Genomic DNA, 21589 nt, shown 5'->3' with positions numbered 1-21589 from the left:
AAAGTGACAAAAGTTATGGCAGATGTTCGTGCTTCCGTGTTAAAAATAACCAACCAGCTGTTAGATTTAAAAAGGCCTACAGATGAAGAGTCCTTAAAAGGAGCAGACGACGCTGAGAAGATTGGCTACTTCCCAAGAGATTTTGGAATGGAAGAGTGGGATTGGCCACAAGGTGTTGGATTGCTCGGACTTAAGAATCTAGCTGGCGATGACGACTTTCCAGACTACAGCGATTTTATTAAAAAATGGGCAGAGGATCAGATTGAGCGCGGTTTACCATTAAAAAATATCAATACGACTGCCCCATTGTTAACATTAATGGATTTAAAAGAGATGAAACCCCTTGCCTTAGAATGGGTAGACTGGGTGATGAATGAAGCAGCTAGGACAAAAGAAAATGGGCTCCAGCACGTCACGTCTGGTGATACGAAACATGATTTGAAGCTTCATGAAGGAGAAATCTGGATTGATACTTTGTTTATGGTTGTCCTGTTTCTCAGTAAAATGGGTGTCAAATATGATAACCAAGCGTGGAAAGAGGAAGCGGTTTACCAATTTAATCTTCATATTAAACATATTTTCAAACCAGAAGAATCCCTTTTCTATCATGGCTATGACTTTAATCATGATCATCACTTTAGTGAGGCCCATTGGTGCCGCGGGAATAGCTGGTATACCTTGGCGGCTCCGGAGTTGATTGAAACATTGAAAGGGCAGGTAACGTCTAAGTACTATGAGAACATTGTTCACACCTATAAAGCCCAGGTGGATCGACTGGTTTCCTTGCAGTCTGAAAATGGGCTGTGGCATACGCTGCTCGATGATCCAGACAGCTATACCGAGGTATCCGGTTCCAGTGCGATTGCTGCGGGAGTTCTAAAAGGAATTCGATTGGGACTATTGGATTCAAGCTACACGGAGGTTTGTCGTAAGGCTGTGGAAGCGGTCTTGGCGAATATTGCCGAAGACGGAACGGTTCTAAATGTTTCGGCCGGTACAGCAATCGGCAAAGAAAAGGAAGATTATAAGAAAATCATTCTTGCACCTACCGCATATGGTCAAGCTTTGGCAATTGTACTTCTATCCGAAGTGCTGCAGCATGAAGATTTGTTTAGTTAATAAACGAATTAAGTTATAATGAAGAAAATTGACTTCGTGTAATAGGGGATGATTAGACGAGAAGAGGAGTATGCCATGAAACCGACGATTTATGATGTAGCCAAAGAGGCCAATGTGTCGATTGCTACGGTATCTAAAGTTCTAAACAATACAGGACGAATCAGCGAAAAAACGAAAAGCAAAATCCTTCAGATTATGAAGGAGCTTGAATATCAACCCAGTAGCGTTGCAACCGCTTTAACAGGGAAAAAGACGTTCACGATCGGTGTGCTCGTTCCTGATATTGCTAACCCATTCTTTGCTGAGGTCGCTCGTGCGCTAGAAAATAATGCTCGAGAAATGGGGTACTCGATTATTTTGTGCAGCACAGACTATCAGCTTGAGCGCGAGCATGATTATCTTGAGCTGTTAATCAAAAAGCAAGTGGATGGAATCATCATCGCAACGGAGCCAAAGGATCTCAAGAAATTACGGAGCCTTAATGACAGGAACGTTCCGAGCGTCCTGTTTTCGATTGACCATCTTGCTATTGATTCACATGTTGTCACAACAGACGACCTAAAAGGAGGATACCTAGCGGGCCGTTACTTAATTGAAAAAGGACACCGAGATTTTGTGATCATTACTGAACCACAACGAGCCAGTGGTGTGCTGCGTGTTGAGGGCTTTAAGAAAGCTCTTGTTGATGAAGGAGTAGACCTCGAAGGTGTTCTAGTCATTGAAGCAAAGTCGAAGATTAACGAAGCTAGAAAAGCGGCTAATCAAATTTTACGATTGCCAAAAAGGCCAAGTGCTGTTTTTGCTTCAACCGATTTAATTGCTGCCATTTTTATTAATGAAGTGCGTAAAGCAGGTGTATCGGTACCTCAGGATATTTCAATTATCGGTTTTGATAATACCATCCATGCCGAAATTTCGGATCCTGGTTTAACCACCATTGCTCAACCGATTGCGAAACTTGCCAGCTATACAATCGAACAATTGCTTGATGCAATCGAGAATCCTAGTATACCGCCGAATCGGATTATGCTGGCTCCCACACTCATTGAACGGGAATCAGTGAGAGATTTGAATAAGTAGTGTAAATAAGTATAAAGCTGTCTGAATCTATTTTTGACAGCTTTCTCTTTAGATAGTTGGGTTAAGCGCTTAACCACAAATATACGAATATTTGATAAATTTAAATCATAGAAATGATTGCAGTGCGAAGGTATTTTTCGGTGAAGTTAAGCGCTTAACCTTACCTGCCTGCAATCAACAATAGGGGAGGAAGATGGGAATGACATTAACTGTTGGTGTTATTGGAGCGGGACGGATTGGAAAAATCCATGTTGATAATTTAAGAGGTGTTTCACAAGTACGAGTGAAAAGTGTATCCGACGTGGCGATCGACCATTTAGAAGAGTGGGCGAAGGAAAAAGGGGTAGAGGTATTAACAACCAATTACCAAGATATTTTAAATGATTCTGAAATCAATGCTGTTTTTATCTGCTCACCTACTACTACACATGCCAATCTGATTAAAGAGGCCGCTGCAGCCGGAAAACATGTTTTCTGCGAAAAACCGGTAAGTTTTTCTGTAGAAGAAACAGAAGAAGCACTTGCTGCCGTTGAAAAAGCGGGTGTGAAAATGCAGGTGGGCTTTAACCGCCGCTTTGATCCAAACTTCCGAAAAATTCGTGAGCTTGTTCAAACGGGTGAAATCGGAACACCACATATTCTGCGCATCACCTCACGTGACCCGCAGCCGCCAGGAATTGATTACATAAAAACCTCAGGCGGACTTTTTATGGACATGGCGATCCACGATTTTGATATGGCGCGCTACATCATGGACAGTGAAGTGGTCGAAGTGTTTGCCAACGGGGCTGTCCTCGTTGATCCAAACATTGGCGAAGCAGGAGATATCGATACCGCGATTATTACCTTGAAATTTGCCAACGGCGCACTTGGCGTGATTGATAACAGCCGTCAAGCTGCCTATGGCTATGACCAGCGACTTGAAGTATTTGGCGATAAAGGATCAGCACAAGCCGATAACAACCGCGCAAATACAGTTGAAGTTTCCACAGCTCAACACGTGGCAAAGGAAAAACCTCTGTACTTTTTCCTGGAGCGTTACACACAAGCTTATATCGATGAAGTGAATGAGTTTGTAAGGTCCATTTTGAAAAATAAACCAGTCATCTGCAGTGGGGTAGACGGATTACAGGCAGAACGAATAGCCAAAGCTGCAAAGAAATCGTTAGATACAGGTGCACCGGTACAACTGCAGTCCATTGAAGAATCATCCGCAGTAATCTCTTAATCTATTTTTCTCTGTTTGGCACATTTCGGCGGGATAACGTAGAAAGTTGTTGGGATTTTCGTAGAAATCGGCGGATTTCGTTTAAAGTTGGCGGAATTTACAACAACTCCGGCGGGATTCCTCCGAAAAACTGTGGAATCACTTAGGAAAAGGAAGGATGGAAGGAATATGAACTCAATCAAATTTAACGAGAACAAGCATTTCGACCTGATCGCTATTGGGCGACTGTGCATTGACTTAAATGCCAATGAAATTCACCGTCCGATGGAGGAGACACGCACCTTTACGAAATATGTTGGCGGTTCTCCTGCCAATATTGCGATTGGTTCTGCGCGTCTCGGACAGAAGACGGGTTTTATCGGCAAAGTATCGGATGACCAAATGGGCCGTTTTATTACCGACTATTTAGAGAAAAATCAAATTGATACCTCTGCTGTAAAGATTGATCAAACGGGAGCAGTGACCGGACTTGCTTTTACGGAAATCAAAAGCCCTGAGGATTGCAGCATCTTAATGTATCGCGACAATGTGGCCGATTTGAAGCTTCATCCATCTGAGATTGACGAAGACTATATTAAACAATCAAAAACGTTATTGGTGTCAGGCACCGCGCTTGCAAAAAGTCCTTCTCGCGAAGCAGTCTTCCTTGCCCTTGAGTATGCGGTGAAGCACGACGTGCGAATTATTTTTGACCTTGATTATCGCCCTTATACGTGGACTGATGAGGCAGAGACAGCTGTGTATTATAACCTGGCAGCTGAAAAGTGCGATGTGATTATCGGAACACGTGAAGAGTTCGACATGATGGAGAAATTATTGAATGTAAAAGAATCCAATGACCATTATACGGCATCACGCTGGTTTTCATATCGTGCGGAACTGGTTGTCATCAAACACGGCGGATCCGGTTCAATTGCCTATACAAAAGACGGTGCTTCACACCGCAGCGGTATTTTCCGCACGAATGTGTTAAAGACTTTTGGCGCGGGCGATTCGTATGCTTCGGCTTTCATTTATGGACTGATGAACGGAAAAGATGTAGCAGAAGCAATGAAAATGGGCAGTGCTTCGGCGTCACTGGTGATATCTCGTCACAGTTGTTCAGATGCGATGCCGACAAAAGGAGAACTTATAGAGCATATGGAAACAGCGGTTTATGAACTAGCTTAAATTTTACGAACGAAAGGGAGATTTTTCAAATGACTGTTACAACTGTAGAAACGTTAAAGAACTATATTGGCGGCGAATGGGTAGAATCAACTTCCGATAAAACAGAAATCGTTTATAATCCAGCAACAGGTGAAGAGCTTGCGATTGTCCCTCTTTCAACCAAAGAAGATGTTGAAAAGGCAGTTCAAGCTGCAAACGAAGCATTCAAAACATGGTCTCAGGTACCCGTTCCAAAGCGCGGTCGGATTCTATTCAAATACCAGCAGCTGCTTGTGGAAAACTGGGATGAACTTGCTAGATTAGTAACGATTGAGAATGGAAAAAGCTTTGCCGAGGCGCACGGAGAAGTTCTTCGCGGAATCGAGTGTGTGGAATTTGCAGCAGGCGTACCAACACTCATGATGGGAAAACAGCTTCCTGATATTGCCGCCGGTTTAGAGTCAGGCATGTACCGTTACCCAATTGGGGTAGTCGGCGGGATTACTCCCTTTAACTTCCCGATGATGGTCCCTTGCTGGATGTTCCCGCTAGCGATTGCTTGTGGAAATACCTTCGTATTAAAGCCATCTGAGCGGACACCACTATTAGCGGCAAGACTTGCAGAGTTATTTGAAGAAGCAGGTCTTCCAAAAGGCGTTTTAAATATTGTGAATGGAGCTCATGATGTCGTAAACGGTTTGTTAGAGCACAAGCTTGTGAAGGCTATCTCCTTTGTCGGATCTCAGCCTGTAGCGGAGTATGTATACAAAACAGGTACAGCCAACTTGAAGCGTGTTCAAGCACTTGCCGGTGCAAAAAATCACTCAATCGTGTTACGTGATGCAAATTTGGATGTGGCTACATCACAAATTATCGGCGCCGCGTTTGGTTCTGCGGGTGAACGTTGTATGGCAGCAGCCGTTGTGGCAGTGGAAGAATCGATTGCCGATGAATTAATTGAAAGATTGAAAAAAGCGGCTGATGATATTGTGATCGGTAATGGGTTGGATGAAGGGGTATTCTTAGGACCGGTTATTCGTGACAATGCGAAACAGCGGACCCTGGGTTACATCGAAGCTGGAATTGAAGAGGGTGCGACATTGCTTCGTGATGGACGCAAGGACGAAGCGGTGAATGGTGAAGGGTATTACGTTGGCCCGACTATTTTTGATAACGTTACGCAAGAAATGAAGATTTGGCAGGATGAAATCTTCGCACCTGTTTTATCGATCGTTCGTGTGAAGGATTTAAGTGAAGGTATTGAATTGGCGAATGCCTCCTCATTTGCCAATGGTGCTTGTCTGTTTACGGATAGTGCATCGGCTGTTCGTCAGTTCCGTGAAAGTATCGATGCGGGAATGCTTGGTGTGAATATCGGAGTACCGGCACCGATGGCGTTCTTCCCATTCTCAGGATACAAAGATTCCTTCTACGGAGACCTTCATGCCAATGGTACAGATGGCGTTGAATTCTATACAAGAAAGAAAATGCTAACTGCTCGTTATGTCTAACATTGATAGGGGATGGAGCCAATCCGTGCTCTATTCCCTTTTTTATTTTTAGAAAAGGATAAGGTTTTTGGTGCCCAAGAAGAGGTAGATTTGGGGAACACGGTCACCAAAAGAGGTGTTTGGTGCCCGAGAAGAGGTAGATTTGGGGAATGCGGTCACCAAAAGAGGTGGTTGGTACCCGAAATATCAAAATAAGAGGGGTTTTAACTACTATGAGTACCATCCGTTTAACGGTTTCACAGGCTCTTGTGAAATTTCTTAATGCGCAATATGTAGAATTTGATAACAAGCAACAACGATTTGTAAAAGGGATATTCACTATTTTTGGTCATGGGAATGTCCTTGGCCTTGGGCAGGCCCTTGAAGAAGATCCTGGTGAACTAGAAGTCTATCAAGGTCGTAATGAACAGGGAATGGCGAATGCCGCGATGGCGTTTGCGAAACAAAAGCATCGGAAACAAATTATGGCATGTACCGCTTCAGTGGGTCCAGGCTCAGCGAATATGATTACCTCTGCGGCGACGTCGACAGCGAACAATATTCCCCTGCTCCTGCTTCCTGGAGATGTGTTCGTCACCCGCCAGCCTGATCCGGTTCTCCAACAAATTGAACAAACACATGATTTATCCATATCCACCAATGATGCATTCCGTGCTGTAAGTAAATATTGGGATCGAGTTAGTCGTCCAGAGCAATTAATGTCAGCGCTTATTAACGCCATGCGTGTGTTAACAAATCCAGCTGATACCGGTGCGGTTACGGTTTCTCTTCCACAGGATGTACAAGGAGAAGCGTGGGATTTCCCAGAATCATTCTTTGCGAAGAGAGTACACCGAATCGAGCGTCGCCAGCCATCAAAAGAAAGCGTTACTGATGCAGTTCAACTTATTCGGTCCAAAAAGAAGCCATTCATGATTTTTGGTGGCGGTGTCCGCTATTCAGAAGCAGCTGAGACTTTCCTTCAATTTGCGAAGAGATTTAACATCCCATTTGGTGAAACCCAGGCAGGGAAAAGCGGAGTCGAAAGCTTTTTGCCTCTTAACCTTGGCGGACTTGGCGTTACTGGGAATTCAGCGGCCAATTCAATTGCAGGAGACGCCGACTTAATCATTGCAGTCGGGACTCGATTTACTGATTTCACAACAGCTTCCAAGCAACTGTTTGCCCATGCGGACGTTTTAACCATCAATATTTCAGAATTCCACGCAGCGAAGCTCGACGCAGTGAAAGTAGTGGCAGATGCCAAGGCTGGACTCGAAGCGATTAAGGATGAACTTGGGGATTATCGCAGTGCTTATAAAAATGAAATTACAGAAGCGAAGGTAGCATGGGAAGAGGAGTTAAACCGACTCACCAGTATCACGTACGGGGAAGGCTTCACACCAGAGGTTGCAGGACATTTGGATGAAACGCTTCCTGAATATAAAGAGGTATTCCGTTCTGCGCTGACACAGACGAGTGTCATTGGCAAGGTGAATGAGCTTATTGATGACAATTCCATCATTGTCGGTGCTTCTGGCAGTTTGCCAGGTGACCTTCAGCGGATGTGGGTTTCAAAGGCGCGTAATACCTATCACATGGAATACGGCTATTCCTGTATGGGATATGAGATTGCGGGTGCGTTTGGGGCAAAGCTTGCACAGCCTGAAAAAGAAGTATACGCGATGTCAGGAGACGGAAGTTATTTAATGCTTCATTCAGAACTCGTGACAAGCGTTCAAGAAGGCAAAAAAATCAATGTCGTTCTGTTTGATAACTCCGGCTTCGGCTGTATTAATAATTTGCAAATGGAAAATGGCATGGGCAGCTTTGCGACGGAATTCCGTAAACGCAATCCTGAAACTGGGAAGCTGGATGGCCCAATCATGACCATCGATTATGCAAAAGTTGCAGAAGGTTACGGAGTCAAAACCTATTCTGTTACTAACATGGAAGAATTAGAAGCAGCACTTATTGATTCGAAAAGGCAGGCTGTCAGCACCTTAATTGATATTAAAGTACTTCCGAAAACCATGACACACGGCTATGAGTCCTGGTGGAATGTCGGCGTGGCTGAGGTTTCGAAAAAAGAAAGTATTCAAGCTGCTTATCAAAATAAAGTATCAAATCTTGTGAAAGCACGTGCTTACTAACTTGAGGGGGAAAACAAATGTTTCAAGATGTGAAGCTGGCGATTGCGCCAATCGGTTGGACCAATGATGATATGCCGGAGCTTGGCGGAGAAATCACGTTTGAGCAATGTGTCAGTGAAATGGCGCTTGCAGGATTTTCTGGCAGCGAGGTAGGAAATAAATATCCACGTGATACAGAAGTATTAAAAAAGGCTTTAGGACTGCGGGGACTTGAAATTGCGAGCGCTTGGTTCAGTGCATTTTTAACGTCAAAGCCATATGAAGAAACTACGAAGGCCTTTATAGAGCACCGGGATTTTTTATATGAAATGGGTGCCAAGGTGATTGTCGTTTCGGAACAAGGCAACAGTATTCAAGGTCAGATGGAGACTCCTCTGTTTGAGCAAAAACCGGTTTTCACGGAGGAAGAATGGACGTTATTAGTAGAAGGCATACACCTTCTCGGGGATCTTGCAGCAGAAAAAGGGATGAAAATTGTGTACCACCATCATATGGGGACGGGGATCCAAACTGCACAGGAGATTGACAGGCTGATGACAGACACTGATCCAAAAAAGGTTTCGCTCCTCTACGATACAGGACATCTTGTTTTTTCAGGAGAAAATCATTTGCACGTCCTGGAAAAGCATATGGATCGAATTCACCATGTTCATTTGAAAGATGTTCGAATTGATGTAGCCAATGAGGTTCGTGAAGGGAAGTTAAGCTTCCTTCAAGCTGTAAAAGAAGGAGTTTTTACTGTTCCGGGTGATGGTGTGATTGACTTTAAGCCTGTATTTGAAAAATTGGAAGGTGCTGGTTATAAAGGATGGTTTGTGGTCGAGGCCGAACAAGATCCAGCTAAGGCCAACCCTTTAGAATATGCGTTAAAAGCACGAGACTATATCCGTGAGCAAAGCGGGCTATAAAGGAGAAGTAAGATGCCATTAGTAAAAATGAAAGAGATTCTCACTCATGCTGAGGAAAATGGGTACGGTGTTGGGGCGTTTAGTGTGGCGAACTTTGAAATGGTCATGGGAGCGGTAAAGGCGGCGGAAGAACTCCGCTCCCCGCTTATTTTACAAATTGCGGAGGTACGTTTGAAACACTCGCCCTTGCATATAATTGGCCCTGCGATGGTGGCGGCAGCAAAGAATGCCAGTGTTCCGGTTGCGGTCCACTTTGACCATGGCTTAACAGAAGAAAGAATTCGCGAAGCGCTGAAAATCGGTTTTTCTTCCATTATGTATGACGGCTCTCATCATCCCCTGGATAAAAATATTTCGGAAACGAAGAAGATGGCTGCCATTGCTCGTGAATATGGGGCTACGGTGGAAGCTGAAATTGGTCAGGTAGGCGGCAGTGAAGATGGATCGGTTGACTTGGAAGTGTTGATCACATCGACGGAACAAGCCGTGAAGTTTGCTGCTGAGACGAAGGTTGACGCACTCGCCCTTGCGATTGGGAATGCGCATGGTGTCTATAAAGGTGAACCTAACTTGCGAATTGACCGATTAGAAGAGATTAACAGTTTAGTAGACATTCCATTGGTTCTTCATGGTGGTTCGGGAATATCTGAAGCTGATTTTCGCACCTGCATTTCTAATGGAATTCGAAAAATAAATGTCGCGACTGCTACTTTTAATAGAGTTGTTGATGCTGTTAATACCCAGGCGCCATTTAAGGATTATTTTTCCTACCATGAAAGCGTGATTGCAGCTGCGGCAGAAAATGTGAAAAAACATATGGAAATGTTCGAAAGTGTTGGGCGGGTAAAGGAGGAAATACTCAATGTATGAAAAATTAGGTGACTTACAGCCTGGATATACAAAGATAACAGATATGGAAGATAAGCATCCTGATATGCTTCAGGATATCGGTATTTATACGTTAGCAAAAGGGGAAACGGTAACACTCTCAGATGGAAAGAACGAGTCAGCGATCCTTCCGCTTGAAGGCGAGGTTATTCTAGAGTGGAATGGAAACTCTCAAGAAATCAAACGCGATAGCGTTTTTGAAGAAGATCCATGGTGCTTGCACATTCCAAAAGGCGTTGAGGTAAAGATCACAGCGCTTTCCAGCAGTGAGGTCCTTGTCCAAAAAACAGATAATGATATTGTTTTTGATGCAAAACTATACACACCTGAGGATTGCCAAAGCACCGTTGCAGGTGAAGGCGTATGGAATGGAACGGCGGAACGGGTGATCCGAACGATTTTTGACTACAGCACTGCACCCTACTCCAATCTTGTGATTGGAGAGGTGATTTCATACCCTGGCCGCTGGTCCAGCTTCCCGCCGCATCACCATGATCAGCCTGAAGTGTATTATTATCGTTTTAATAAGCCACAAGGATTTGGTTGTGCGATGGTAGGACCTGAAGCGTATCGTGTCGAACATAATAGTTACATCACGATTCCAGGTGAATTGGATCATCCACAAGCGACGGCACCTGGTTATGCCATGTACTTCTGCTGGATGATTCGACACCTCGAACATAATCCGTGGACTGACCGAATTATGGAAGAAGAACATAAGTGGCTGCTTGAGCCAGGGGTGAAAATCTGGCCGGAAAAGTAAGTGGTGACAGGCACGTAGAAGCTAGTAATCAGGAGGATGACTCATGATCAAAACAGTAAAAAAATATCAGTATGCTCCACCTAAAAACGGTTATCCTGAATGGAATAATAATCCGGAAACCTTTCAATTGAATCGTTTAAATGCACACGCGACCCTCATGCCGTATAAGACGCTGGAAGAAGCATTACAAGGAATTCGGAACTTTTCCAGCTATTATCATTTTTTGAATGGAGATTGGAAGTTTCACTTCTCTGAAAATCCAGATCAGCGGATTCGAGGTTTTTATGAATCAGAATACGACGATACTTCTTGGAATGAAATCAAGGTTCCTTCCCATTGGCAGCTACAGGGTTATGATTACCCGCAGTATACAAACATTACTTACCCGTGGGAAGGCAAGGAAGATATTAAGCCTCCATTTGCTCCGACAAAATATAATCCTGTTGGGCAGTATCGAACCACTTTTAGTGTTCCGAAAGGGTGGGAGAGTCAGCCTGTTTATCTTCACTTTCAAGGGGTCGAGTCTGCCTTTTATGTGTGGGTGAATGGGGAATTGGTTGGGTACAGTGAAGATACCTTTACGCCTGCAGAATTTGATTTGACGCCTTATCTCATTGAGGGTGAAAATCTTCTCGCGGTCGAGGTGTACCGCTGGTGTGATGCCAGCTGGCTGGAGGACCAGGATTTTTGGAGAATGAGCGGAATTTTTCGTGATGTCTATTTGTACTCGTCTCCAGAGGTTCATATTCGAGATTTCTTTGTTACCACTGATCTCGATGAAAACTATGAAAATGCACAGTTGAAAATTCAAGCAAAGGTAAGCAACTATTTCGAACGTCAGGTGGGCAGCATTACATTTGAAGCGATGCTGTACGATGGGGAAAAGAGAGAAGTTTTGGCTGAGAAACTGCGCTTCACTGCCAATCTGGATGGGAAAGCAGAAGTGGACGTTACCGTATCTGAACTAGTAGAAAATCCTCTGAAGTGGAGTGCTGAGAAGCCTAATCTGTATACACTTGTTTTAAGTTTAGTAGATCAAAAGGGGTCTCTCATTGAAACGGAAAGCTGCAAGGTCGGTTTCCGCAAATTTGAGCTAAAAGACGGACTGATGAAGATCAATGGACAAAGGATTGTCTTTAAAGGTGTGAACCGTCATGAATTTGAAGCGGAAAAAGGACGTGCTGTGAATTATGAGGATATGCTGGCCGATATCAAATTAATGAAACAGTTTAATATCAACGCCGTCCGCACCTCGCATTATCCCAATCATCCATTATGGTACGAATTGTGTGATGAATATGGTCTCTATGTGATTGATGAAAACAATCTTGAAACGCATGGTTCCTGGATCTATGGGCAAGTTGAGGAAGGCGATACCGTCCCTGCCAGCAAGCCGGAATGGACAGAAAACGTTCTGGATCGCTGTAATTCTATGTTTCAACGGGATAAAAATCACCCATCGATTTTAATTTGGTCTCTCGGGAATGAATCGTGGGGCGGAGATAATTTTCTGAAGATGCACCAATTTTTTAAAGAAAATGATCCTTCAAGACTTGTGCATTATGAGGGTGTGTTCCATCACCGGAAGTCACAAGCCGCTTCTGATATTGAAAGTACGATGTATGCAAGACCTGATGATGTCGAGAAATATGCGCGGAATAATCCGACTAAACCGTATATTCTTTGTGAATATAGCCATGCGATGGGGAACTCTTGCGGAAATCTGTTTAAGTATTGGGATCTGTTTGATAAATATCCGATTCTTCAAGGCGGGTTCATTTGGGACTGGAAGGATCAGGCGTTAAGGACTCAAACAGAAGACGGCATTGAGTATTTGGCTTATGGCGGCGATTTTGGTGACACCCCGAATGACGGAAACTTCTCGGGGAATGGTCTGATTTTTGCAGATGGAAGGATTACACCTAAGATTTATGAAGTCAAAAAGTGCTATCAAAATGTGAAGTTTAAAGCTGTGGATTTAGATAAAGGTGAAGTAGAAGTCATCAATCAAAACCTATTCAGTGATCTTAGTGAGTATGAACTGAAGTGGGAATTATTGAAAAACGGACAGGTCTGTGAGACAGGGGATATGAGTGTAGAGGTACAGCCAAGTCAATCATCTGTGGTTACACTTTCCTATTCCTTGCCTGTAAAACGAGAGGCTGAATATATTTTAACTGTTTCTCTTCATTTAAAGGAGGAAACACCTTGGGCTGAAAAAGGCCATGAAGTTGCCTTTGAACAGTTTGTTTTTCCTTTTGAAAAGGTTTCAAGCAGCCCCCTTGGGTACCCAGAGGTAAAGGTTGTGGAAAGTGATGCTGGGCTGCAGGTACAGGGTAAGGATTTTGCTGCAGCATTCAATACTGTTCTGGGGGAATTGGTGTCGTATTCCTATAAAGGACAGGAGCTGTTAAAGAGTGGTTTTGAACCGAACTTCTGGCGGGCTGCCACAGATAATGATTTCGCCAAAGGCATTGGAATGTCGGTAGTGTCACAAACGTGGAGAGAAGCAGGGAAAAATAGAGCCTTAAAGAACTTTCAATTTTTCAAAAAGGGCAACGGAGTCCAGGTTGAGGCAGCGTTTCAGTTAGCTACGACTGTTCCAACTCAATGTTTCATTACCTATGAGATTTCTGCGAATGGTCAGATTCAGGTGACGCAGACGCTTGTCCCTGGTGAAGGATTGCCGGAAATTCCGGAAATCGGGATGATAGTGACCCTTGACCCAACGTTCGAGAACATCACATGGTATGGGAAAGGGCCACATGAAAGTTATTGGGATCGCTCAACAGGAGCTAAGATTGGGACGTATAGCGGTAAAGTAAAAGATCAGTATGTTCCTTATTTAAAACCACAGGAATGTGGCAATAAAACAGATGTTAGATGGGCCGCGATTACGAACAATGAAGGAATCGGCCTGCTGATAAATGGACTGCCCACTCTTGAAGTAAATGCTTTGCCATATACCCCGCATGAGCTTGAGCAGCATGACCACGGATATAAATTACCAGAAAGCGATAAAGTCGCACTACGAATCAACTATAAACAAATGGGCGTCGGAGGGGACGATAGCTGGGGGGCAAAAACACATCCAGAGTTTACCTTGTACGCCAACCGAACATATACCTACTGCTTTACACTGCAAGGGATCGAAATGTAGTGAGCGGGAGCCAGGGGGGGCGGTTCCTGCGGACCAACCAGCTTGCTTCTTGTCCCATTTTTATATGAAAGTTAAGAGGGAGAATATACATGACCACTACTAAAGCAAAAATGATTTTAGAAAAAGACTTTAAAGTCTCCGAGATTGATAACCGCATTTACGGTTCTTTTATTGAACATTTAGGTCGTGCGGTTTATGGCGGTATCTATGAGCCAGGGCATCCTCAGGCTGATGAAAATGGCTTCCGTCAGGATGTCATCGAAATGGTGAAAGAACTTCAGGTTCCATTAATCCGTTATCCTGGCGGTAACTTTGTATCCGGTTATAACTGGGAAGATGGGGTTGGTCCGGTGGCATCACGTCCACGCCGGTTGGAATTGGCGTGGCGTACGACTGAAACGAATGAAATCGGCACCAATGAGTTCATGAAATGGGCTAAGCAGGTGAATGCCGAAGTGAACATGGCGGTGAACCTTGGAACCCGCGGTATTGATGCGGCCAGGAATTTAGTAGAGTACTGTAATCATCCTGGCGGTTCTTACTATAGTGATCTACGAATCTCTCATGGGGTGAAGGAACCTCATAAGATCAAAACATGGTGTCTCGGTAACGAAATGGACGGCCCTTGGCAAATCGGTCACAAGAATGCAGTCGAATACGGACGGATTGCTCAAGAAGCGGCAAAAGTGATGAAATGGGTGGACCCGTCGATTGAGCTCGTTGCGTGCGGTAGCTCAAGCAGAACCATGCCTACGTTTGCGGAGTGGGAAGCCACTGTTCTTGATCATACGTATGACCATGTCGATTATATCTCTCTTCACCAATATTATGGAAATCGAGACAATGATATTGCCAACTACCTGGCGCTTTCCCTTGAAATGGATGATTTCATTCGTTCTGTGATTTCGATTGCTGACTATATTAAAGCGAAAAAGCGTGGCAAAAAGAATATTAATCTAGCATTTGACGAGTGGAATGTTTGGTACCACAGCAATGATGCAGATAAAAAGATTGAGCCTTGGAGTATCGCTCCTCCACAGCTTGAAGATCATTATACGTTTGAGGATGCTTTATTGGTTGGCTGTATGTTGATTACGATGTTAAAGCATGCGGACCGATTAAAGATTGCCTGTCTTGCTCAATTGGTGAATGTCATTGCGCCGATTATGACTGAAAGCGGCGGCGGAGCGTGGAAACAAACGATTTTCTATCCATATATGCATGCGTCTGTTTTTGGCAGAGGGGTAGCATTGAATCCTATCATTTCTAGTCCTAAATATGATAGTAAAGACTTCACAGATGTTCCTTACTTAGAATCTACTGCGGTTTACAATGAGGAAAATGAACAGCTGACTATTTTTGCGGTCAATCGCCATTTAGAAGAAGGTTTGGAATTAGCGGTAGATATCCGCAACTTCGAAGGCTATGAAGTCCTTGAACATATCGTTCTTGAAAATGATGACCTTAAGCTTAGAAACTCAGCAAAAGGAACACCTGTTGAGCCACATTCCAATGGTAATGCCAAGTCCGATAATGGCGGAGTATCAGCGGTACTTCCTAAGTTATCTTGGAATGTCATCCGATTGGCAAAGCGTAAGTGATTGTAACCTTGGAATTGTTCTGATGGTTCTTTTCTCTTTGGGATTCTTAGTAAATTGGGATTTCCAGGCATAAAGGAGTCACTGTAGTTGGCTCCCATCAATGAATTTGTTCAAATAGAGAAACTTTTAATGGATATAGAATAGAAGGAACGGGTTTTTGCTCACACTAGCTGTGCAAGACCCCGTTCCTTTTTACTTATTTGGATTTTCTAATGCAATTTACATTGGGATATTGCCCCATATTGTTGTGTCGATATGAGAAGCAGATGCCCTTGAATTTGACCGCGAGAACCGTCCCCACGGTTTATATTTTTACCGGTATCGGCTTTCTTTTATCAAATTTGTAGATATAGTTGAATCCACAATCCTTTGCCAGTGATAGGGCGTCGGAGAAGTTGGCTCCAACGGTATCGGCGCTGTGCGAGTCAGATCCGATCGTTAAGATTTCCCCACCGAGATCTTTATACAGCTGGATAATTTCGATGGAGGGCATTGTCTGTCTTAGACTCGTCTTGAGTCCAGAGGTATTAATCTCGATTCCTATGTTTCTATCAATCACTTTCTTCAAAATGGCCTCGATGATTTCTTGATGTTCTAGAAATTCATATAGACCGTGTTCCTTATAGGCGTACCGTTTCATTAAATCGAAATGGGCGATCACATCGATATCTGCTGTACATACCATCTGATATAGTTCGTTGAAATAGTGAGTATAGGCTTCTACACTATGATCTTTGAGAGCAATACGAAGTTTTTGGTTGTTGAGATTATGGACGGAACCTAAAATGAAATCTAAGTTTAGCGGCTGTAGTGTTTCATCATATTGGTCTTTCAGCAGATGGGGCTCACAAAGTTCGATTCCGGCTTTTATGATTAATTGGCTGTGAAATTGTTCCTGACAAGAATGAATTTCATTCAAGTAATCTTCAAAAACGATGTGACCGTAGGTAGGTGCCAGTGGGTTAACCGAGAAATGTTCGGTAAAGCAAATTTCCTGAATCTCGTTTTCTATCGCCTTTTTGCATACATCTACCATACGAGCGGTGGAGTCAAAGGAATGGTTAGTATGATGATGGTAGTCCATAATGTACATATTTTCCAATCTCCTAGTATTCTTTTAAAATTTACTATAGGGAATATATTCACAGTTGTCCAATGTTAAAGGTTAGAAATAAGACCAGATGATTCAGTTGCAATACCAGCATTTAAAGGCTGTGTATCTTCGAAGAGATATAGCTTTGATGAATGTATCTTATGGAAACCAGGCAGGTTATTGGAGGAAAAGTGATAATTTTCCTACTAGGTCTCAACAGACTTCTGGGATGCTGCAATATATTGTTTGGACATCATTGGAAGTAGAAGGAATTTGGGTCAAGCTTACAGCACTATTATCCCTTAAAATCCGTTTGGGTGCTCAGGAATTTAGTAATAGTCTGGATTAATAAGAGTCATTCTTGTAGTATGGGTATATACTTTACTGACAACCAGAAACAGGAGGAGAAGATTTGTATAAATTAGTAGCAATTGATATTGATGGAACATTGATGAATGATCGTAAAGAAATTACAAAAGAAGTAAATGACGCCATTCAAGCGGCCAAGGCAAAAGGAGTCAAGGTGGTAATTTGTACGGGGCGTCCCATCGTCGGTGTCCAATCGATCATTGAGGAATTGAAATTAAATGATGAAGACGAATATGTGATTACCTTTAATGGTGCGCTTGTGCAAAATACATACAACCAGGATGTTGAATCCCAAATTACCTTAAACTATGAAAACTTAAAAGAGCTATACGACTTAAGTCTAAGACTCAATTCACCGCTCCATTTCTTTGATACCGAAAATCTTTTTACACCTAATCGAGAGATCAGCAAATACACCATTCATGAAGCCCATATCAATCAAATTCCTCTTCATTACCTGCCAATGGATGAAGTAGCAAAGGATATGGTGATCCCAAAGGTAATGTTTATTGATGAACCGGAACGTTTGGATACGATAATTGGTAATATCCCTGAAGAATTCTGGGACAAATATACATTCGTTAAAAGTACTCCGTTCTTCTTGGAAATCCTTGACCCTAGCGTCAGCAAAGGAAATGCAGTCAAACTGCTAGCCGAAAAGCTTGGGATTACACGGGAAGAAGTCATCTGCATCGGCGATGGCGAAAACGACCTAAGCATGATTGAATACGCCGGCTGCGGCGTGGCCATGGCCAATGCAGTATCAGTAGTAAAAGAAGCAGCCCAATTCCATACACTATCCAATAATGAAAATGGAGTGGCCTATGCGATAGAAAAGTTAGTGCTGGGGTGAACCGTGAACCGTGGGGACGGTTCTGATGGCTTTTTTTCTCAAGAGTTTTCTTAGTGTATAAGAATTCTCAGGTATGGAAGCGGTTAGTATGCAGTGTTCATTTATGAGTACCGCAAGAACCGTCCCTCTGGATTTTATATAAGGAGGAATACGTTGTGATAATGGAACATGTAGGGATTATGGTTAAGGACATGGATGAGTCTTTAAACTTTTATCAAAATATCCTTGGTTTAGAGTTAAGAAGTAGAGAGTGGTTAAATGATAGTATTGAGCTTGCATTTTTATTTTTTCCAGAGCAGCCGAGTGTAGAGGTTGAGCTTGTGTATGGCGGCCCTGTTGAGAATGAAGGAATCGTGAACCATTTGGCCTTTAGGGTTGAAAACATTGAAGCTGAACTCGCACGCTTTAAAGAAGCAGGCGTCAAATTAGTAGATGAAGAACCTCGAAGCATTTTGAACAATACCGTTAAGATCTCCTTTTTCCAGGGTCCGAATGGTGAGAAGCTAGAATTAGTAGAAAGATAAGTAAATATTTCAGTCACCTAACTAAGTAAGAGAGTGGTTCACCGCTCTCTTTTTTTGATGAGAAATTTGATCTGAAGTTTGCTTTTGTAATAGGTCGTTTTGTGTTGTTCTTTGTAGAAGGAAAGTTCAAATAAGTGCTATTTTTTCAGTTAAAATAGAATATGAAAAACTATCTTTAGTAGTAAAGCCCCTAATTATGATTGAAGAGAAGACAGTTAATTTATCGCGGGCGAAGGGGGAGAAAAGGATGGAAAAGGAAATAACGAAGTTTAGTATTAAACATCCGACATTAGAAGATGCTCAAGCCATTACCGATTTGGTGGCATTGTGTGATATCGAGGACATTGGTGAACCGGATATTACCTTGTCAGATGTTCTTGATATGTGGAATTCCATTCCAATCGATACAAATGCATGGATTGCACTGTCGGAAACGAGCGAAATCATTGGGTATGGGTTTGTTGAAGAAACAGGGGCAAACAGAATGGATACATGTGTATTTGTCCACCCACAGTTTAAAAATCAAGGAATTGGTTCGCTTTTACTAAGTAAAGTGGAGGAGCGCGCCCATATTCTTGCGAAAGGAAAAGAGGGGGAGCAAAAGTTAATGAACCAGCTTTCCTTCACCAATAAGACCGCGAGAAAATTAGTGGAGGCTCAGGGATATCAATTCAGCCGGCTGTATGAACGGATGAAAATACAGTTAGAAGAGCAGCCTAAACAGCACCCTTTACCAGAGGGCTTGACGTTACGTCCTTTTCAACCTAATCATGATGAAGAGAAGATATTCTCACTTTACGACGAAACCTTCCGGGATACATGGGGGTATACCAAGAAGGATTTCTCCAATTGGATTTCACAAAAAAAGGCAGACGGGTACGATCCTAGTCTTTGGTTTCTAGTATGGAAGGACTCTGAGCCAGTAGGATTTCTTATGAGTAGAATGCAGGAGGATGGATTATTCATCGACTTACTCGGTGTCAAACGAGAATATCGAAAACATGGAATCGGGAAGGCATTGCTGCTACATACCTTTGGGATCGCTTACCAACGTAATCAAAAAACGGTTCTATTATATGTAGACAGTGATAGCCTAACCAATGCGAATATGTTATACCAGTCAGTGGGGATGAGACCTCATTCACAAACAGCAGTTTATATGAAGGAACTTTGATCTCTAGGTTATGATATATACCTGGGAGCAAATAAGAAATCATAAATACGAGTGCATGGTGAAGCTCGATATTTGTCGATGATGGATAGGTTTCAGTATACCTAAACAATGATAGAATTGTAGGTGCAGCTGAATAAGTTGGGGTGGTGGTTGTCGTCTTCTTTCGGTTTTAGGAAAGGAGGTGATAATCATGGAGACATTTCTTGAAATTCTACGAGAAGTTCTAAAGGGGATTATGCGTGAAGTAGGTGCATATCTTTTTCGGAAGAATGTTCTTGAAGACAGGAAAACCACCCTACGCCGTCGCAAGCACAAGGGTGGTTCAGATAAAATATAAACATTGACTACCACTACCCTTACGGTAGAAGCTGCATGGAGAAGTGTTACTAGCACTTCTCTTTTTTAGTATATGCCCATTATACACAAAATTATTCCAATTGAGAAGGGGAACACGATGGGGACGTATCTACAGACTTTTTCTCTTCAGGTTTCTAGTAAATTAGTATATTGCGGGATAATAACGGTTACGATAAATTAGTCGACAGTGATTATTGAAAGGTTAAAGTGGAAGGCACCCGTAGGAACCGTCCCCATTGCCTCCCCCGAGCCTTTCTATTAAAAAACTTTATGTGTATTTTTGGTTAATGCCCCTAGTTCGTAAAGGATTGCTGCGTCACTATTTTCACACCAAAGCTCTTTCACTTTTCCATCTTCAAAGGTGAAAATCATGATACCTGTTTCTTTGACACGTTGGTTTTCTGAAGTGATGTTGAACCAGCCTCCCTTATAGGTCATCCAGCCTGTGTAACGAACGACTAGTTTATTCCCTTGCTCAATAAGGTCATCGATTACCCATTCATCATCTTGAAAAACTGAACGATACCATGACATGAAATCCTTCATCTTTTCTCTTGTATTATCACCATTTCTTGAATGATATAAAAAGTCAGGTGTTGTCAGTTCATCTAAAACATCTAAATTACCCCTAGTAAAATATTCATTAAACCACCTTTCAGCGGTGATCCTTTTTTCAATGCCACTCATCTATACCCCTCCAAGACCTTCATTTTCTGTTTTTATTTTAACATAATATGGAATTGTACAGGGGCAATTCTTAAGGGAACAATCGGAAGTTTTGCACGTGGAAAAGCCCAACTAGTTGATAGGAACTAGTCGGGCATTGGTGCAATCTTGTGGTAAAGTCATTTGATATTACTCTCGGTTTTCATATTTCATTTTGTGTATTTCTTTGTATCTATTCATTTCATTTCTTGTTTTCAGTTCTGTTGAGGAATATGATCTCCATGAAGTTTTCCCGGACCGGAAATCATTCCAAATTTTATATCCGTAGTAAATGGCTAAACAACCTACTAAAATAAAAATATATCCCATTTTAAAAGCCCCCCCTTCTATTTTATTGTTTGGGACCAATGCTCTTGTAAAATTTGACCTAGGATTTTTTTCGAAGATTAGTAGAGAAACATCTTAAAAAACTAATGAGAAGCTGTTAAGTCTGGAGAAGAGGGGGCTCTGATAGCATTTTTCTCATTTTCTAATTATATGCCTCATCATAAACAATAAATTACTTTTTTACAATTTAATTCCATTGTGAAAAGTTATCTTGTTACAGAGATCAATCCATGTCTATCGCTTTCGTTTCCGTTCATTTGATTTTTTAATTTTCATGATTTTCGTTGAGGGCTGTTTCCGTATCCATTTCATGTAGCGGGATAGTTGGTCATCTTTTTTTAATTCAGGTATGGTTGTTAGACGTGCCGCGATTTCTGCATTTGTGTAAAGAGCATGAATCTGTTTATGACAGGGAATACACAGGTTTGCTGTAGGACCAAAGGTGCCGCCCATTTCTTTCGGCAACAGATGATGGACTGTCGTCTCCACTTCACTTCGCTCACAAAGTTCACATGTACCCATACTCTTGCCTCCTGATATTCCCATCGTAATTCAATCCAACAGGAAAAAGTCCATTTTTTATAATTATTTGCATACTTGCCTTCGTGCATTCATGCTAAGCATTTA

The 21589-nt window shown here is 42.6% G+C and carries 18 protein-coding genes and 1 pseudogene; 16 read left to right on the top strand and 3 right to left on the bottom strand.

Going from position 1 to position 21589, the window contains the following annotated elements:
• Positions 1 to 3: 3 nt before the first annotated feature.
• From H0184_RS04070 to arfA, 11 genes are all read left to right on the top strand, one after another.
• The gene (locus H0184_RS04070) at positions 4 to 1119 is read left to right on the top strand and encodes a glycoside hydrolase family 88/105 protein (protein WP_313771708.1); all 1116 of its coding nucleotides are present in this window, start codon (positions 4 to 6) and stop codon (positions 1117 to 1119) included.
• A gap of 75 nt (positions 1120 to 1194) precedes the next feature.
• Positions 1195 to 2199, top strand: a complete 1005-nt coding sequence (locus tag H0184_RS04065) for a LacI family DNA-binding transcriptional regulator (protein ID WP_221821562.1) — start codon at positions 1195 to 1197, stop codon at positions 2197 to 2199.
• Between the two features lie 193 nt (positions 2200 to 2392).
• The gene (gene iolG, locus H0184_RS04060) at positions 2393 to 3427 is read left to right on the top strand and encodes an inositol 2-dehydrogenase (protein WP_221821560.1); all 1035 of its coding nucleotides are present in this window, start codon (positions 2393 to 2395) and stop codon (positions 3425 to 3427) included.
• 168 nt (positions 3428 to 3595) lie between these two features.
• Complete coding sequence (gene iolC, locus H0184_RS04055; RefSeq protein WP_221821559.1) at positions 3596 to 4597, top strand: 5-dehydro-2-deoxygluconokinase; 1002 nt, start codon at positions 3596 to 3598, stop codon at positions 4595 to 4597.
• A gap of 29 nt (positions 4598 to 4626) precedes the next feature.
• Positions 4627 to 6087 carry a CoA-acylating methylmalonate-semialdehyde dehydrogenase gene (locus tag H0184_RS04050; protein ID WP_221821556.1) on the top strand — a complete coding sequence of 487 codons (1461 nt, stop codon included), beginning with the start codon at positions 4627 to 4629 and terminating at the stop codon, positions 6085 to 6087.
• A 212-nt stretch (positions 6088 to 6299) separates the two neighbouring features.
• The gene (iolD, locus tag H0184_RS04045; protein ID WP_221821554.1) at positions 6300 to 8219 is read left to right on the top strand and encodes a 3D-(3,5/4)-trihydroxycyclohexane-1,2-dione acylhydrolase (decyclizing); all 1920 of its coding nucleotides are present in this window, start codon (positions 6300 to 6302) and stop codon (positions 8217 to 8219) included.
• A gap of 17 nt (positions 8220 to 8236) precedes the next feature.
• Positions 8237 to 9127: a myo-inosose-2 dehydratase gene (gene iolE / locus H0184_RS04040; RefSeq protein WP_221821552.1), complete on the top strand. Its 891-nt coding sequence runs from the start codon at positions 8237 to 8239 to the stop codon at positions 9125 to 9127.
• Positions 9128 to 9139: 12 nt separating this feature from the next.
• Positions 9140 to 9997: a class II fructose-bisphosphate aldolase gene (locus H0184_RS04035; protein ID WP_221821549.1), complete on the top strand. Its 858-nt coding sequence runs from the start codon at positions 9140 to 9142 to the stop codon at positions 9995 to 9997.
• Positions 9990 to 10778 (top strand): 5-deoxy-glucuronate isomerase, encoded by a 789-nt coding sequence (locus tag H0184_RS04030; RefSeq protein ID WP_221821541.1) that lies wholly within the window; start codon positions 9990 to 9992, stop codon positions 10776 to 10778. Before H0184_RS04035 ends, H0184_RS04030 begins: the two co-directional genes overlap by 8 nt.
• A gap of 43 nt (positions 10779 to 10821) precedes the next feature.
• Positions 10822 to 13938, top strand: coding sequence for a beta-galactosidase, LacZ type (gene lacZ, locus H0184_RS04025; protein ID WP_221821539.1), 3117 nt, complete (start codon positions 10822 to 10824; stop codon positions 13936 to 13938).
• 89 nt (positions 13939 to 14027) lie between these two features.
• Positions 14028 to 15539, top strand: coding sequence for an arabinosylfuranosidase ArfA (gene arfA, locus H0184_RS04020; protein ID WP_221821537.1), 1512 nt, complete (start codon positions 14028 to 14030; stop codon positions 15537 to 15539).
• Positions 15540 to 15843: 304 nt separating this feature from the next.
• Here arfA and H0184_RS04015 read toward each other — a convergent pair whose 3' ends face one another.
• The gene (locus H0184_RS04015) at positions 15844 to 16632 is read right to left on the bottom strand and encodes a histidinol-phosphatase HisJ family protein (RefSeq protein WP_221821536.1); all 789 of its coding nucleotides are present in this window, start codon (positions 16630 to 16632) and stop codon (positions 15844 to 15846) included.
• A gap of 193 nt (positions 16633 to 16825) precedes the next feature.
• On the opposite strand from H0184_RS04015, the pseudogene H0184_RS04010 reads away from it, so the two are divergent.
• The 5 genes and pseudogenes from H0184_RS04010 to H0184_RS03990 form a co-directional block, all read left to right on the top strand.
• Positions 16826 to 16937: pseudogene (locus H0184_RS04010) on the top strand (nitroreductase family protein); the annotation flags it as partial.
• Between the two features lie 107 nt (positions 16938 to 17044).
• Positions 17045 to 17854 (top strand): sugar-phosphatase, encoded by an 810-nt coding sequence (gene yidA / locus H0184_RS04005; RefSeq protein WP_221821534.1) that lies wholly within the window; start codon positions 17045 to 17047, stop codon positions 17852 to 17854.
• 161 nt (positions 17855 to 18015) lie between these two features.
• Complete coding sequence (locus H0184_RS04000; protein ID WP_221822419.1) at positions 18016 to 18378, top strand: VOC family protein; 363 nt, start codon at positions 18016 to 18018, stop codon at positions 18376 to 18378.
• Positions 18379 to 18625: 247 nt separating this feature from the next.
• Positions 18626 to 19552: a GNAT family N-acetyltransferase gene (locus tag H0184_RS03995; RefSeq protein ID WP_221821532.1), complete on the top strand. Its 927-nt coding sequence runs from the start codon at positions 18626 to 18628 to the stop codon at positions 19550 to 19552.
• A gap of 190 nt (positions 19553 to 19742) precedes the next feature.
• Entirely contained in the window at positions 19743 to 19889 is a 147-nt protein-coding gene (locus H0184_RS03990; protein WP_221821530.1) for a hypothetical protein, read from the top strand.
• A gap of 278 nt (positions 19890 to 20167) precedes the next feature.
• Here H0184_RS03990 and H0184_RS03985 read toward each other — a convergent pair whose 3' ends face one another.
• The gene (locus H0184_RS03985; RefSeq protein ID WP_221821527.1) at positions 20168 to 20596 is read right to left on the bottom strand and encodes an ester cyclase; all 429 of its coding nucleotides are present in this window, start codon (positions 20594 to 20596) and stop codon (positions 20168 to 20170) included.
• A gap of 600 nt (positions 20597 to 21196) precedes the next feature.
• Complete coding sequence (locus H0184_RS03980; protein WP_221821526.1) at positions 21197 to 21484, bottom strand: HNH endonuclease; 288 nt, start codon at positions 21482 to 21484, stop codon at positions 21197 to 21199.
• Positions 21485 to 21589: the final 105 nt, after the last annotated feature.

Origin of the sequence: Neobacillus niacini (genome assembly GCF_019749295.1) — a bacterium.
GTDB classification, from domain to species: Bacteria; Bacillota; Bacilli; order Bacillales; family Cytobacillaceae; genus Neobacillus; species Neobacillus niacini_D.
The sequence above is the reverse complement of the archived record's forward strand: the minus strand, read 5'-3'. Positions and strand labels throughout refer to the sequence as shown.

Excerpts from the sequence above, each read along its gene's own strand:
- H0184_RS04065 (WP_221821562.1), top strand. The coding sequence starts at position 1,195 with ATGAAACCGACGATTTATGATGTAGCCAAAGAGGCCAATGTGTCGATT.
- iolG (WP_221821560.1), top strand. The coding sequence starts at position 2,393 with ATGGGAATGACATTAACTGTTGGTGTTATTGGAGCGGGACGGATTGGA.
- iolC (WP_221821559.1), top strand. The coding sequence starts at position 3,596 with ATGAACTCAATCAAATTTAACGAGAACAAGCATTTCGACCTGATCGCT.
- H0184_RS04050 (WP_221821556.1), top strand. The coding sequence starts at position 4,627 with ATGACTGTTACAACTGTAGAAACGTTAAAGAACTATATTGGCGGCGAA.
- iolD (WP_221821554.1), top strand. The coding sequence starts at position 6,300 with ATGAGTACCATCCGTTTAACGGTTTCACAGGCTCTTGTGAAATTTCTT.
- iolE (WP_221821552.1), top strand. The coding sequence starts at position 8,237 with ATGTTTCAAGATGTGAAGCTGGCGATTGCGCCAATCGGTTGGACCAAT.
- H0184_RS04035 (WP_221821549.1), top strand. The coding sequence starts at position 9,140 with ATGCCATTAGTAAAAATGAAAGAGATTCTCACTCATGCTGAGGAAAAT.
- H0184_RS04030 (WP_221821541.1), top strand. The coding sequence starts at position 9,990 with ATGTATGAAAAATTAGGTGACTTACAGCCTGGATATACAAAGATAACA.
- lacZ (WP_221821539.1), top strand. The coding sequence starts at position 10,822 with ATGATCAAAACAGTAAAAAAATATCAGTATGCTCCACCTAAAAACGGT.
- arfA (WP_221821537.1), top strand. The coding sequence starts at position 14,028 with ATGACCACTACTAAAGCAAAAATGATTTTAGAAAAAGACTTTAAAGTC.
- H0184_RS04015 (WP_221821536.1), bottom strand. The coding sequence starts at position 16,632 with ATGTACATTATGGACTACCATCATCATACTAACCATTCCTTTGACTCC.
- H0184_RS04000 (WP_221822419.1), top strand. The coding sequence starts at position 18,016 with ATGGAACATGTAGGGATTATGGTTAAGGACATGGATGAGTCTTTAAAC.
- H0184_RS03995 (WP_221821532.1), top strand. The coding sequence starts at position 18,626 with ATGGAAAAGGAAATAACGAAGTTTAGTATTAAACATCCGACATTAGAA.
- H0184_RS03990 (WP_221821530.1), top strand. The coding sequence starts at position 19,743 with ATGGAGACATTTCTTGAAATTCTACGAGAAGTTCTAAAGGGGATTATG.
- H0184_RS03985 (WP_221821527.1), bottom strand. The coding sequence starts at position 20,596 with ATGAGTGGCATTGAAAAAAGGATCACCGCTGAAAGGTGGTTTAATGAA.
- H0184_RS03980 (WP_221821526.1), bottom strand. The coding sequence starts at position 21,484 with ATGGGTACATGTGAACTTTGTGAGCGAAGTGAAGTGGAGACGACAGTC.